Genomic DNA, 13,921 nt, shown 5'->3' on the forward strand with positions numbered 1-13,921 from the left:
CCATGACTGATCTCCCCCGGGCAATGATCCGGGATCCGGAACGGGTACTGCTGGCAGAAAATCTCAGTGTTTCCTTCGGACGTAACCCTCAGTATTTTCAGGCCGTTGATCGCTTATCACTGTCCGTCAACCGTGGTGAGACACTGGCCCTGGTCGGCGAATCCGGTTCCGGTAAATCCGTGACTTCCCTCGCCCTGATGGGTCTGCTCCGGCAGAACGATGCTCAGGTTTCCGGTGAGCGCTGGCTGCGGCGGCGCAACGGATCTCTGTTTGATCTTGGCCGCGCCGATCAACAGCAACTGCGCAGGATCCGCGGAGCAGATATCGCAATGATCTTCCAGGAACCCATGACTTCCCTGAATCCGGTATTTCCGGTCGGAGAGCAGATCGCCGAATCTCTGCGTCTGCATCAGGGAAACAACGCCGCACAGGCCCGTAAACAAGCCTGTGAATTACTGGAACGGGTGAAAATTCCGGCCGCCGCAGATGCGATGCAACGCTTTCCTCACCAGCTTTCAGGCGGAATGCGTCAGCGGGTGATGATCGCCATGGCTCTGAGCTGTCGCCCGGCACTGCTGATTGCCGATGAACCCACCACTGCACTTGATGTTACCGTCCAGGCGCAGATCCTTAATCTGATCCGTGAACTGCAACAGGAGATGCATATGGGGGTGATTTTTATCACCCACGATATGGGCGTGGTGGCCGAAATGGCCGACCGGGTGACGGTGATGCACCATGGCCGGCAGGTGGAAACCGCCCCGCTGCGTCAGTTATTTGTGGCTCCCCGCCAGCAATATACCCGCGAATTACTCGCGGCAGTCCCTGCTCTCGGCACGATGCGTGGTCAGCCGCTACCGGCAAAATTTCCACTGCCCGACGAAGGTAACTCTGCACTGGTACTTCAGCCGGATACCGTACAGCGTAATGCTCCGCCCGTATTACAGGTCCGGGATTTAGTGACCCGTTTTGATATCCGTGGTGGCTGGCTGAACCGGGTCGAACGTCAGGTACATGCCGTAGAACACGTCAGCTTCGATCTGTATGCCGGAGAAACTCTGGCACTGGTCGGTGAATCCGGCTGTGGTAAATCCACCACCGGTCGTTCACTGCTGAAACTGGCCGACAGCCAGGGCGGATCGATCACCTTTAACGGACAGCGAATCGATCAAATCAGCGGATCGGCACTGGCGCATCTGCGCCGTGATATTCAGTTTATTTTTCAGGATCCTTACGCATCACTGGATCCGCGTCAGACCGTCGGTTTTTCCATTATGGAACCGTTGCTGGTACATAACGTGATGGATCGCGCCGCTGCTGCCGAACGGGCCAGAGAATTACTGATCAAAGTCGGTTTGCAGGCAGCCCATGCCAGCCGCTACCCCCATCAATTTTCCGGCGGACAGCGACAGCGGATCTGTATTGCCCGCGCACTGGCCTTAAACCCGAAAGTAGTGATTGCTGATGAGTCGGTGTCCGCACTGGATGTCTCTGTACAGGCAAAAATCATTAACCTGATGATGGATTTACAACAGGAATACGGTATCGCTTTCCTGTTTATTTCCCATGATATGGCGGTGGTTGAACGAATCAGTCATCGGGTCGCTGTCATGTATCTCGGGCAGATCGTTGAGATAGGTACCCGTCAGCAGGTTTTCGAAAATCCTCAGCATCCTTATACCCGTAAACTGATGGCTGCGGTGCCGGTCGCCGATCCGGATGCGCCGCGCCATATCAGCAGTACCCGCGTCGAAGAGATCCCGGATGCCATTTACCGGCGCGGAGAGGCCCCGCCACCGGTGACCCTGGTGCAGGTGGCTGCACAGCATTTTGTTGCACGTTGTACGGATCCGATCCGCTGACCTTTCACGACATACTGCCCTCTGCGCGCGACAGCCCGCCAGGCATAATAATCATCACAGGAGAACAGGACGATGAACCAGAAAACCGCTCAGTGGCTGATTGCCGCCGGCCTTATCGGCAGCAGTGCCGTCGCCATGCCTGCTTTTGCCGCCAAAGATATTGTCGTTGCCGTCTTGTCCGGCTTTACGACTATGGACCCGTACGATGCTAACGACACCCTGTCCCAGAGTGTGGCGAAATCTTTCTATCAGGGATTGTTTGGCTTCGATAAAAATATGAAGCTGGAGAATGTGCTGGCCGAAAGCTATACCGTCAGTAAGGACGGACTGACCTATACGTTTAAACTGCGCCCGGCAGTGAAATTCCAGGACGGTACTGACTTTACGGCAGAGGCGGTTAAAGTGAACCTTGACCGCGCCAGTAACCCCGACAGCCACCTGAAACGCTACAATCTGTTTAAAAATATCGCCCATACCGATGTCGTTGATCCTTTAACCGTTAAAGTGACCCTGAAACAGCCGTTCTCAGCGTTTATCAATAATCTGGCCCACCCGTCAGCAGTGATGATCTCTCCGGCCGCACTGAAAAAATACGGCAAGGATATCGGTTTCCACCCGGTCGGTACCGGCCCGTATCAGTTTGTCAGCTGGAACCAGACTGACGATATGAAAGTTAAAAAATGGGACGGTTACTGGAAAAAAGGTTACCCGAAACTGGATGAAATCACCTGGCGTCCGGTCGTGGATAACAATACCAGGGCAGCAATGCTGCAAACCGGCGAAGCAACGCTGGCCTTTCCTATCCCTTACGAACAGGCACCGTTGCTGAAAAAAGACAATAAACTGGATGTTGTCACCTGGCCTTCGATTATGCAGCGTTATATCAGTATGAACGTCACGCAAAAACCGTTCAGTAACCCGAAAGTCCGTGAAGCACTCAATTATGCAATCAACCGCCAGGCCCTGGTAAAAGTGGCATTCTCCGGCTATGCCACCCCCGCCACCGGGATTGTGCCTCCGGCCATCGCTTACGCCCGGACCTTCCCTGAACCGGTGTATGACCCGGCAAAAGCCCGCGAGTTGCTGAAAGAAGCCGGTTATCCGAACGGTTTTTCCACCACTCTCTGGTCGTCACATAACTACACGACGGCACAGAAAGTACTGCAGTTTGTGCAACAGCAGCTGGCTCAGGTTGGCGTTAAAGTACAGGTACTGGCTATGGATGCCGGACAACGGGCTGCACAGGTCGAAGATAAAGGCCAGAAAGAGAGCGGAGTCAGGATGTTCTATACGGGCTGGTCCGCCTCCACCGGTGAAGCAGACTGGGCACTGACACCTCTGTTTGCCACCGCATCATGGCCACCGGCGATTTTCAATACGGCTTTTTACAGTAATCCGCAAGTGGATAAAGACCTGGCCGATGCCCTGAAAACGACCGACGATGCACAAAAAACCGCCCTGTATCAGGATGCACAGAATCTTATCTGGAAAGACCAGCCATGGATCCCACTGGTGGTTGAAAAACTGGTCTCCGCCAACAATAAAAATCTGACCGGTTTTTATATTATGCCGGATACTTCGTTTAATTTTGACGATGCGGATCTGAAGTAAAATAACAGGGCTGGCAGCAATGCCAGCCCCTCCGTCAGGACAGTGAATGTTTAATTATTTTATCAAACGCCTGCTGGGTATGATCCCGACACTGATGATTGTCGCGGTACTGGTTTTTTTATTTGTTCATATGCTGCCCGGCGACCCGGCCCGGTTACAGGCAGGCGCCGATGCGGACGACAGCGTGGTCGCCATGCTGCGCCATCAGCTGGGGCTGGATTTACCCCTGCCGGTACAATTCTGGCATTACCTGCTGCAGTTAATACAGGGTGATTTCGGACAATCAATGGTTTCGAAACGCCCGGTCAGCCAGGAAATTGCCATGCGCTTTATGCCCACCCTGCTGCTGACCCTGACCAGCATGTTCTGGTCCTGCCTGTGTGGTTTAATTATCGGAGTTGTATCGGCCGTATGGCGTAACCGCTGGCCTGACCGGCTCGGGATGCTGCTGGCGGTCTCCGGTATTTCCTTCCCTGCCTTTGCCCTCGGTATTCTGCTGATGCAAATCTTCTCGGTGCAGCTCGGCTGGCTACCGACAGTCGGGGCCGGAAGCTGGCAACACTATATTCTGCCATCACTGACTCTCGGGGCGGCAGTGGCGGCGGTAATGGCGCGTTTTACCCGTTCATCTTTTATCGAAATTATGGATGAAGATTATATGCGCACCGCTCGCGCCAAAGGCGCATCTGAGTTTGCGATTATTTTTAAACATGGCCTGCGTAATGCCATGATCCCGGTCGTCACCATGATGGGCCTGCAATTCGGTTTTCTGCTGGGGGGATCGATTGTTGTGGAAGTGGTATTTAACTGGCCGGGCCTCGGACGATTACTGATTGATTCGGTTTCTATGCGTGACTATCCGGTGATCCAGGCCGAAGTTCTGCTGTTTTCGTTTGAATTTATTCTGATAAATCTGCTGGTTGACCTGCTGTATGCAGCGATTAATCCGGCTATCCGTTACCGCTGAGAGGACTTAATGAAAAACTGGCGACGTGACGCAGCCCTGAAAGCAATGCCGTTACTCGAAGCACATCAGCCACGCACTCCGTGGCTGGAGTTCCGGCAACGTTTTCAGCAGCAGCCGGTAGCCATGGGTGCTGCGGTGTTTATTTTACTGCTACTGATCCTCGCGGCAATTGGCCCGTGGGTCAGCCCCTATGATGCTGAAAACTTTTTTGATTATGACCGCCTCGATCAGGGACCGACTCTGGTGCACTGGTTCGGTGTCGATGCTCTGGGACGGGATATCTTTAGCCGTGTACTGGCCGGTACCCGTATATCATTGCTGGCGGGAGTGTTCTCGGTCGCGATTGGCTCGGTAATAGGTACACTGCTCGGCCTGATCGCCGGGTATTACCAGGGCTGGGCTGACCGGATCATTATGCGGATCTGCGATGTATTATTCGCTTTCCCCGGCATCCTGCTGGCAATAGCTATAGTCGCGATTATGGGCAGCGGTATGTCTAACGTTATTCTGGCGGTGGCGGTGTTCAGCATACCGGCCTTTGCCCGGCTGGTGCGTGGCAATACCCTGGTACTGAAACGCCAGACCTTTATCGAAGCGGCCCGCAGTATCGGGGCCCCTGACCACCATATTATATTACGGCATATTTTGCCGGGTACCCTGTCGTCGATAGTCGTCTATTTCACCATGCGTATCGGTGTTTCGATTATTTCGGCTGCCAGTCTGTCATTTATCGGTCTCGGCGCACAGCCCCCCACCCCGGAATGGGGGGCAATGCTGAATGAAGCCCGTGCTGATATGGTGATGGCCCCCCATATCGCTCTGTTCCCCTGCCTGGCGATATTTCTGACAGTACTGGCGTTTAATCTGCTGGGTGACGGGTTACGTGATGCCCTTGACCCGAAACTGCGTACTCACCGGTAACCTCCGTTCAGCCGCGGCAGCAGTACCGAGACGCTGTGCTACTTTTCTCTGCGGGCCTGCTCAGTAGCCGCTTTATGTGCTTTTCCCCGGCCATGGCATGCCGGCCGGGGAGCGGCTCTCTGCCGGGGTGAAGGATAATTAATTATTGTCAGTCACTATCCGTCCGCAGTAATAATATCAATCTGTCACTGATTATTTATAGACAGACAATCCGTCACAACAGCATGACGAAACACACGCTTAATCCCCCGCCAGGGAGGCAGCTATGTCTTGCCGGCTGAATAACCAAAAACCGATAATGCATTAAACTTCCTTAAGCTCACAATACAACAAAGATCACAGCATAATAAAAAAATACGCAAAAACATTGCTGATTCCCCCGGTAAAATCATTATTAAAACAATATAATTAAGCAGTAATAAAAATTAACCAATGAAAAATAAATTGAAATTAAATTTCATCAGCTTAGCGATCACTAAACAGTGATTTTCTGAACAATCTGACTAACTAGCAATTAATGTTAAAAAAACACAATGACATTCATAATAAAAACCGAAAGAAATATAAAGCATCAAATAACAAAATAGCTGCGGGTGGCTGATATTTAATTTCTTCACAACATAACGCACCGGAGAAAATAGTATTTTATAAATCCATAACCAACTTTAACACTTACTTCAACATTCATACAGAGACTGAATAATGAACTGGATAGTCGGCGTGTTACGTACTTATCCTGAAATCGCTATTTTTTTAGCATTAGGGATAGGCTACTGGTTTGGCGGAAAAAGTTATCGCGGGTTTAGTCTTGGGGTAGTGACATCAACACTGATCGCTGCATTGATCATTGGTTCGGTCGGTATCGAAATATCCGCGGCAGTAAAAAGTATCTTTTTCCTGATGTTTTTATTTGCGGTCGGCTATGGTGTCGGGCCACAGTTTGTTCAGGGTATCGCCAAAGACGGGCTGCCGCAGGCGCTGTTTGCGGTGGTGGTATGCGTTATTTGTCTGCTCTGTGCAGCAATTGCTGCCTGGGCTGCGCACTTTAACTTAGGCTCTGCCGCCGGGTTATTTGCCGGTTCGCAGACCATCTCATCGTCAATGGGCTTAGCCACCGATGCTATTAACCGGCTCGGGTTACCGGCCAGTAGCACACAAGGTGCGCTAAATGATATGCCGGTTGCCTACGCGGTAACCTATATTTTCGGCACCATTGGTTCAGCGGTTTTCCTGGCGCTGATCGGTCCGAAAATGCTGGGGATTGATCTGGCTTCTGCCTGTAAAGACTATGAAGCAAAACTGGGCGGCGGCAGTGCCGGTAATATCGATGATGAAGGCACTGCCTGGCATAATTACGTGCTGCGGGCTTATAAAATATCGGCTAAATCTCCGGTCGCCGGTAAAACCATTAAACAGGTCGAACAGGAAAATAATAATAACCGGTTATTTATTGAAGGACTGCGCCGTAATGGCGAAGTACTCAATATTACCGCTGATTTACGCATTCTGCAGGATGATATTCTGGCGGTCGGCGGATCATACCAGAGTATTATTTCTGTCCTTAAGCATGCTGATGAGATCGCAGATCCGGTACTGCTGGCTCTGCCGGAAGAAGGTATCGATGTACTGGTCACCAATAAAAATTACTATGGAAAAACACTGCAGGAACTGGCATCCCGTCCGACAGCCCACGGGGTATTTATCCGTAAAATTAAACGCGGCTTACTGTCCCATGAGATTCCCGTACTACCGGGGACTGCCCTGCACCGCGGAGATGTGTTAACTATCCACGGGCTGACAAAAGATATTGAACGGGCGGCACGGGATTTAGGGGTGGCGGATAAACCGGTCAATATGGCAGATGTGTCTTTTATCGGTCTGGTTATTTTTATCGGTGCGGTCATCGGGGCAATCGTGATTAATATCGGAGGTATTCCGGTCACCCTGTCTACCGCCGGGGGGACTCTGATTGCCGGGCTGGTTGCCGGATGGCTGCGTTCGGTGCGTCCGTCTTTCGGACATATCCCGCAACCCACGGTCTGGTTTATGAATTCAGCCGGTCTGAATGTCTTTATTGCAGTCGTCGGTTTAAATGCGGCCGGAGGCTTTATTCATGGCCTGCAGACTCTGGGACTCAGTTTATTTCTGTGGGGAATATTTTCCACTCTGGTTCCGCTGATTATTTCCATGTATATCGGCCGCTGGATATTTCGTTTCCATCCGGCATTACTGTTTGGCTGCCTTGCCGGAGCACGAACCACTACCGCAGCACTGGGGATGATTTGTGATGCTGCCAAAAGTAATATTCCGGCGCTCGGATATACCGTGACTTATGCCGTAGGTAATACCCTGCTCACTATCTGGGGCATGGTGATGATTATGATCCTCTCGTAATCAGCGGGTAACCCGTTATTACAGAGAAAATATCATTATATTTAATACAGGAATAACCATGAATATGAATAATGATTTAAATAAATACTCAAACCTGAGTCCGTTTGAGCTGAAAGATGTATTAATCAGTGTTGCCAGCGGCAAATCTAACCGTATTATGCTGAATGCCGGCCGCGGCAATCCTAACTTTCTGGCCACCACTCCGCGCCAGGCGTTTTTCCAGCTGGGCCTGTTTGCCACCGCTGAAGCGGAATTGTCATTATCTTATCTGGAACAGCAACTGGGGGGGATCCCCGCGGCTGAAGGTATCAGCCACCGGTTTACGCGGTTTCTCCACCAGCAGCAGGGGCAGCCGGGGATTGATTTACTGAACAAAAGCCTCAGCTATGTACGTGACCAGTTAGGGCTGGATCCTGATGCCTTTATTCATGAGATGGTGGAAGGGATCCTTGGCTGTAATTACCCTGTTCCGCCCAGAATGCTCAGTCTGAGTGAAAAGATCGTTCATGAATATCTGTCTGATGAAATGAGCAGCGATAAACTGCAGGGCCAGGAATTCGATATATTTCCGGTGGAAGGCGGTACCGCAGCCATGACCTACATTTTCAACTCATTGAAAATGAATCACCTGATCAGTAAGGGGGATAAAGTCGCGATCGGGATGCCGACGTTTACACCTTATTTCGAAATACCGCTGCTGGAAGAGTATGGTCTGGAGATAGTGACTATTAATGCCTGTGCTGAGCAGGGATGGCAATATCCGGACAGTGAACTGGATAAACTCAAAGATGATAAAATTAAAATATTTTTTATCGTTAATCCGAGTAATCCGCCGTCAGTCAGCATGAGTGAGCACGCTCTCAGCTATATTAAAAATATTGTGAAGACACAACGCCCTGACTTATTTATTCTGACTGACGATGTGTACGGAACCTTTGCTGATAAATTTAATTCGTTATTCAGTTACTGTCCTGAAAATACCGCCCTGGTCTATTCCTGGTCAAAATACTTTGGTGCGACCGGCTGGCGGCTGGGGGCTATCGCCCTGCATAAGGACAATATTCTGGATAAACAGATCACCGCGTTCCCGCAGGACATTCATCAGCGGCTGAATAAGCGCTACTCTTCCATTGTTGACGACAGCAGCAAACTAAAATTTATCGACCGGCTGGTCGCCGATAGCCGGGTGGTGGCCCTGAACCATACCGCCGGGTTATCCACCCCGCAACAGGTACAGATGGTATTGTTTTCCCTGTTCTCATTAATCGATATCAACGAGCATTACAAAACCGCACTGAAAAAACTGATCCGCCGTCGTCACCATGCGCTCTACCATCAGTTGCAACTGACCATTCCGGAAGATAAGTGGGAAGTTGAATATTATACCCTGCTTGATTTCGTCGATATTGCCAGCCGGTTATATGGCACTGAATTCGGCCAGTGGGCCCGGCAGAATGTGGACATTAATGCATTACTGTTCAGGATCGCCGACGAAACCGGTGTGGTTATGTTACCGGCATCCGGCTTCGGCACCCCGATGCCCGGCGGACGCGTTTCCCTGGCGAATCTGAATGAATACGATTATGTGAATATCGGTAAAGCCCTGAAACAAGTCGCTGCCGAAAGTTATCAGCGCTATCAGAGCTCACGATCAGCCAGATAATCCTGTCGTGCACTCACGGTATTCTGTCGTGTTTCCTGCCGCGGGCCGGGACACGACAGCCTGTTTCATCTCCCCGTTTCCGCTGATTATCCGCCGGTACTGTCAGCATATAACACAATATCGACGCGGATCGGATCACTGACAATTACCGGATATTGCCCCATAGCAAAAGACCGACGGGAAAGGGTGGTTTGTGCGGATAAACGAATACGCTGTGCAGACACACGGCGTTGCTGAGCAAATAATATCAGTGACTTACGGACATTTTTGATCTGCAGACTGCCAAATACCCGGTAACGTCCGTCAGGCAGTGCCACCATCCGGTTGCTGCTGAACACTGCTTCAGGGTATTTTTCCTGATCAAAAAAAGCAGCACTTTTTAATGCGCGGGTCAGCAGCCAGTTATTGGCGTCCAGTGCAGCAATCGGTAGCCTGGCCTGCAGACGAATTTGTGAATCCTGCTGTTGATCAAAATTTATCTCTCCCTGAACAGCCGATAAACGGGCATGGTATTCCCGCACCCCAATCATTTGCCAGTATAATTCGAGATGGCTGAGCTGCGGATTAATCAGATACTGTCCGGCTACCCCTGCTAACGGGAGACAGGCAACAATCATCACCAGTAATTTTATGGCCGGGGACATACCTTTTCCGCCCGATAACTTAACAGACTCCGATGATAAACGCTTCGCGTAGGATTTAACAGCGACAGGCTCCCGGCCTCGGCAGCCTGTTTCCGGGCCGCTATCGGGCCGCTGTCTCAGCGTTTTGTGGCAGAATAAAAGGTTCCCCCAGAGTCAGCATCAGACGATTCGCCCAGGCAAAGAAAGCTGCTGACTGAATCAGATCCGTTATTTCCAGCACCGGGAGAGAGAGATCACTCAGGGTCCGCAGGTGTGTCGCAGTCAGTTGCGGAGGCGTCAGAGACAGGGCCGCAACCGCCTCAATTTCGGCCTGCCAGCGCTCTGACTGTCCGGCGGATAACGGGTCTCCCGGCTGAACCTGTAGCAGCAGTGCCACTTCATCACGTTTCTTAGACAACTGGCTGGCCTTACGGGCATGGACCGAAGCGCAATAAATACAGCCATTCACTTTACTGGTCACCGCTGCCGCCAGCTCACGCTCGGCGCGGGGCAATCCGCCGGGCGTATAAAAAATGCCTTTATCGGTTAATGTCCGCTGTTCCAGTACCGGCAGATCACGCCCCAGTAAACGGAAATATGCCGAGTTCTGATGGCCAAAACCTGTCAGGATCTCCTGCTGTTGCGGAGTAAACTCTGTCAGTGGTTTTGGCGCTAACCAGGGCTCCCAGCCAAGAGTTTTCTGGGTAAACGCGACCGGGGCTGGTTGCTGTTGTTGTGTCTGCGGGTGAGTATGCCAGCGGCCTGCACACACCGGAGGGTTAGGCTCACCGGCAGAAGGGGCCTGGTGATCTGCCAGTAACCGGAAACCGCTGATTAACCGGCTCTGGAAACTGACAAAAGCAATCAGCTGTGCCAGGGTGACAATAGTGTCTGTCTGCCAGCCAGCCTGCTGCAAGTGCTGTATATCATCCGGCCCGCACGCCACCGGCTCGAACGTCAGCCGGCGGGCAAAACTCAGGGCCGCCGTCAGCGCGGCAGAAGGCTGCGCCGCCGGGCTCAGGGACGCATAATGTTGTTGTAATGCTGTGAGCTGGTGCCAGGCCGCCACTTGTGCCGCAATCAGGGTACGCAGGGCCAGCGGAAAGTCATCACTGCCGCGACTGAACAGCGCCTGATAACTGCCCTGTGTATGTTCGGTTGCCTGCTGACGGATTACGCGGCTTTTCGCCAGTTCAGAGCCGGCGCTGATACCCGCTAAATACTGAACCACATCATAATTTTCACTCATAGAGACCTCTCCGGTAAAGACTCCGGGGCAGTATTACGCAGCACCGGGGTAATATAACGCGACAGTAATTCCAGCGAACGCAGTACATCCCCGTGTTCCGGCTCCACGGAATGAACCTGGAAGGAGATATCCGTGACCCGTGACAGGCAACTGTCACGCAGCAGAGATGCCAGTACATCCGGCGGGTCGCCGATATGCGCATCAAACTGCCCGATATAGTCGTCAAGGGTTTCACCCCGCAACTGATGACCCGACTGGCGGTAACCTTCGGCCTGCGCCGTCAGGCCAGGTAACGCAATCTTACGGGCATACTGCCGGTCATCGGCGACAAACGCGGTACGGGATGCCAGAATCCGCGGTTCAGTTCCGGCAGGCAGAGCCGCCAGATAGGCATCAATCAGCGGATTTTGCAGTTCATCCAGAGCCAGTCCCGGCTGACCCGCCGGTCGCGGCTGGGTACGGGATAACATCAGCCCGAGGCCTGCTTTACCGGCTCTTTCCGCGCCTTCTGCGGAGAAAGTGGCAATCCAGAGTTTATCTGTCAGTTGCGGGGCCGCAGGGTACAGGCAATTCGCGGTCTGCTGTAACGGTGCCCCTCGCAGCCCCTGCTGTAAAACAGCCAGATTCGCGGCAAACGTCTCCGCCCGCTGATCAAAAGTTTGTCCGAAAGGTTCAAACGAGCCCGGGGTTCCCCCGGAGCCCAGCCCCAGTTCCAGGCGCCCGCCGGTCAGCAGATCCAGTACCGCGGCATCCTCTGCCACCCGTATCGCATTTTCCATCGGCAGGGTGATAATCGCCGTCCCGAGACGGATTTTCCTGGTATGGGCACCGGCATGGGCCAGGAATAATAACGGCGACGGCAGCCCGCCTTCATGCTCATGAAAATGGTGCTGGGCGACCCAGGCACTGTCAAAACCCAATGCCTCCGCATGGCAGATCTGTTCTGTTGCCAGCCGGTAACGTTCTCCGGCCGGCGCTTTTTCCAGTAACCGGGTAAAAAAACCTATCCGTTTTGCGGTCATATATGCACCTCCTGCGCTGGCGTAAATGAGGGTATCGCAGTAATCAGCTGCCGGGTGTATTCGTTCTGTGGCGCAGAAAACAGCTGTTCGGTACTGCCATGTTCTACCAGCTGACCGTTACGTAATACGGAGACCTGATGAGCAATACGGCGTACCACCTGTAAATCATGGGTAATAAATAAATACGTCAGTGACAGCTTTTGCTGTAATTCCCTGAGTAATGTCAGGATCTGCGACTGCACCGTAACATCCAGCGCCGAGGTTGCCTCATCCAGTACCAGAATTTCCGGCCGGAGGATCAATGCACGGGCAATCGCCACCCGCTGCCGCTGTCCTCCGGATAACTGATGCGCCCGCCGTGATAACAGGGACGGATCTAAGGCTACCTGAGCCGCAGCGGTTTCCACCTGTTGCTGACGCTGCTGTCGTGTCAGATTATGAAAATTGAGTAACGGCTCTTCAATCACCGAGAACAGGGTCTGACGCGGGTCAAGAGATGAAAAAGGGTTCTGATACACGAACTGGATTTTCTGTCGTAACTGCCGCCAGCCCTGGCGGGATAAGCTGGCGACACTCTGTCCGCTGATTTCGATACTGCCACTGTCTGCCTGTTCAAATCCCAGCAGAATACGGGCCAGAGTGGTTTTTCCGGAACCTGACTCGCCGACCAGTGCATGGGTCGTGCCCCGCAGTACTGTCAGAGAAATATCCTGCAACGCCTGCATCTGCTGGCGATGATTAAGAGAAAATCGCTTACGGACTGCCTGCATACGGATTACCGCAGGGCTGTCAGGCTCCGCCACCGGCAGCGGGACAGTCGTATAGTTTTGTCGTACATCAGCCAGTAATTGTGCAGTATAAGGGTGCTGTGGCTGACGGATCACCTGCGCTGTAGTGCCCTGTTCCAGTAACCGCCCTTCTCGGAATACCGCCAGCCGGTCTGCATGTTCACTGGCCAGGGCCAGATCATGGGTAACGAACAGTACCGCAGTCCCGTAGTCATGTCGCAATTCATCAATCAGCGTCATGATATGTTTTTGTACCGTAACATCCAGTGCGCTGGTGGGTTCATCGGCAATGATCAATGCCGGTTTTAAAGCAATGGCAATAGCAATTAATACCCGTTGTTTCATGCCCCCGGACAGCTGATGCGGATACTGAAGAATTCGCTGTTGCGGATGACTCAGTCCGACCCGTTGGAACAGTTCTGTCACACGCTGCCGGCGCTGGCGACGTGACAGGCGATCCCCGCCCAGCAACAGCACTTCTCCCACCTGCTCACCCAGCGTTTTTAACGGGTTAAGGGAGTCAGCCGGATCCTGCGGGATCAGTGAAATCTGCGATCCCCGCAAACTGTCCAGCCTGGCGGAAGACCACTGGCTGATATCTTCGCCATTAAACCGGATATGGCCTGCGCTGCGGCGGCCATTTTCCGCTAACAAACCGATAACCGCCTGAGCGGTGGTCGTTTTTCCTGACCCGGATTCACCCACCACTGCCAGCATTTCACCGGCATTCAGAGTCAGGCTGATACTATGGACGGTCTCCCGCCACGGGTCAGCGGAATGATAAGCAATACTCAGCTCTTCCAGTTGTAACACCGGCAATC

The 13,921-nt window shown here is 52.6% G+C and carries 10 protein-coding genes; 6 read left to right on the forward strand and 4 right to left on the reverse strand.

Annotated features, from left to right (window positions below; all coding sequences use genetic code 11):
* The first annotated feature begins 2 nt into the window (after positions 1-2).
* The 6 genes from JK198_RS10900 to JK198_RS10925 all read left to right on the forward strand — a co-directional run bounded on the left by JK198_RS10900 (position 3) and on the right by JK198_RS10925 (position 9,418).
* The gene (locus JK198_RS10900; RefSeq protein ID WP_212708594.1) at positions 3-1,862 is read left to right on the forward strand and encodes a dipeptide ABC transporter ATP-binding protein; all 1,860 of its coding nucleotides are present in this window, start codon (positions 3-5) and stop codon (positions 1,860-1,862) included.
* A 72-nt stretch (positions 1,863-1,934) separates the two neighbouring features.
* A complete protein-coding gene (gene gsiB / locus JK198_RS10905; RefSeq protein WP_212708595.1) occupies positions 1,935-3,473 on the forward strand; it encodes a glutathione ABC transporter substrate-binding protein GsiB in 1,539 nt (512 codons plus the stop codon).
* A gap of 46 nt (positions 3,474-3,519) precedes the next feature.
* On the forward strand, positions 3,520-4,440 hold the full coding sequence (gsiC, locus tag JK198_RS10910; protein ID WP_212708596.1) for a glutathione ABC transporter permease GsiC: 921 nt from the start codon (positions 3,520-3,522) through the stop codon (positions 4,438-4,440).
* Positions 4,441-4,449: 9 nt separating this feature from the next.
* Positions 4,450-5,361: a glutathione ABC transporter permease GsiD gene (gsiD, locus tag JK198_RS10915; protein WP_212710674.1), complete on the forward strand. Its 912-nt coding sequence runs from the start codon at positions 4,450-4,452 to the stop codon at positions 5,359-5,361.
* A 702-nt stretch (positions 5,362-6,063) separates the two neighbouring features.
* Positions 6,064-7,755 (forward strand): aspartate-alanine antiporter, encoded by a 1,692-nt coding sequence (aspT, locus tag JK198_RS10920; protein ID WP_212708598.1) that lies wholly within the window; start codon positions 6,064-6,066, stop codon positions 7,753-7,755.
* 58 nt (positions 7,756-7,813) lie between these two features.
* Positions 7,814-9,418, forward strand: a complete 1,605-nt coding sequence (locus JK198_RS10925) for a bifunctional aspartate transaminase/aspartate 4-decarboxylase (RefSeq protein WP_212708599.1) — start codon at positions 7,814-7,816, stop codon at positions 9,416-9,418.
* Positions 9,419-9,504: 86 nt separating this feature from the next.
* Here the strand turns inward: JK198_RS10925 and JK198_RS10930 are convergent, their stop codons facing one another.
* From JK198_RS10930 to JK198_RS10945, 4 genes are all read right to left on the reverse strand, one after another.
* Positions 9,505-10,062, reverse strand: coding sequence for a YceI family protein (locus JK198_RS10930; protein ID WP_212708600.1), 558 nt, complete (start codon positions 10,060-10,062; stop codon positions 9,505-9,507).
* 100 nt (positions 10,063-10,162) lie between these two features.
* Positions 10,163-11,290: an alkylhydroperoxidase domain protein gene (locus JK198_RS10935; RefSeq protein WP_212708601.1), complete on the reverse strand. Its 1,128-nt coding sequence runs from the start codon at positions 11,288-11,290 to the stop codon at positions 10,163-10,165.
* Positions 11,287-12,312 (reverse strand): putative FMN-dependent luciferase-like monooxygenase, encoded by a 1,026-nt coding sequence (locus tag JK198_RS10940; protein ID WP_212708602.1) that lies wholly within the window; start codon positions 12,310-12,312, stop codon positions 11,287-11,289. The genes JK198_RS10935 and JK198_RS10940 overlap by 4 nt, the downstream gene beginning before the upstream one ends.
* Complete coding sequence (locus JK198_RS10945; RefSeq protein WP_212710677.1) at positions 12,309-13,919, reverse strand: ABC transporter ATP-binding protein; 1,611 nt, start codon at positions 13,917-13,919, stop codon at positions 12,309-12,311. Before JK198_RS10945 ends, JK198_RS10940 begins: the two co-directional genes overlap by 4 nt.
* Between the last annotated feature and the right edge of the window lie 2 nt (positions 13,920-13,921).

It is taken from the genome of Tatumella sp. JGM91, assembly GCF_018257575.1.
Taxonomy (GTDB): domain Bacteria; phylum Pseudomonadota; class Gammaproteobacteria; order Enterobacterales; family Enterobacteriaceae; genus Tatumella; species Tatumella punctata.

What these genes read in the sequence shown, in the direction of transcription:
- JK198_RS10935 (WP_212708601.1), bottom strand. Translation starts at nt 11,290, where the DNA reads ATGAGTGAAAATTATGATGTGGTTCAGTATTTAGCGGGTATCAGCGCC.
- JK198_RS10940 (WP_212708602.1), bottom strand. Translation starts at nt 12,312, where the DNA reads ATGACCGCAAAACGGATAGGTTTTTTTACCCGGTTACTGGAAAAAGCG.
- gsiB (WP_212708595.1), top strand. Translation starts at nt 1,935, where the DNA reads ATGAACCAGAAAACCGCTCAGTGGCTGATTGCCGCCGGCCTTATCGGC.
- JK198_RS10930 (WP_212708600.1), bottom strand. Translation starts at nt 10,062, where the DNA reads ATGTCCCCGGCCATAAAATTACTGGTGATGATTGTTGCCTGTCTCCCG.
- JK198_RS10925 (WP_212708599.1), top strand. Translation starts at nt 7,814, where the DNA reads ATGAATATGAATAATGATTTAAATAAATACTCAAACCTGAGTCCGTTT.
- gsiD (WP_212710674.1), top strand. Translation starts at nt 4,450, where the DNA reads ATGAAAAACTGGCGACGTGACGCAGCCCTGAAAGCAATGCCGTTACTC.
- aspT (WP_212708598.1), top strand. Translation starts at nt 6,064, where the DNA reads ATGAACTGGATAGTCGGCGTGTTACGTACTTATCCTGAAATCGCTATT.
- JK198_RS10900 (WP_212708594.1), top strand. Translation starts at nt 3, where the DNA reads ATGACTGATCTCCCCCGGGCAATGATCCGGGATCCGGAACGGGTACTG.
- gsiC (WP_212708596.1), top strand. Translation starts at nt 3,520, where the DNA reads ATGTTTAATTATTTTATCAAACGCCTGCTGGGTATGATCCCGACACTG.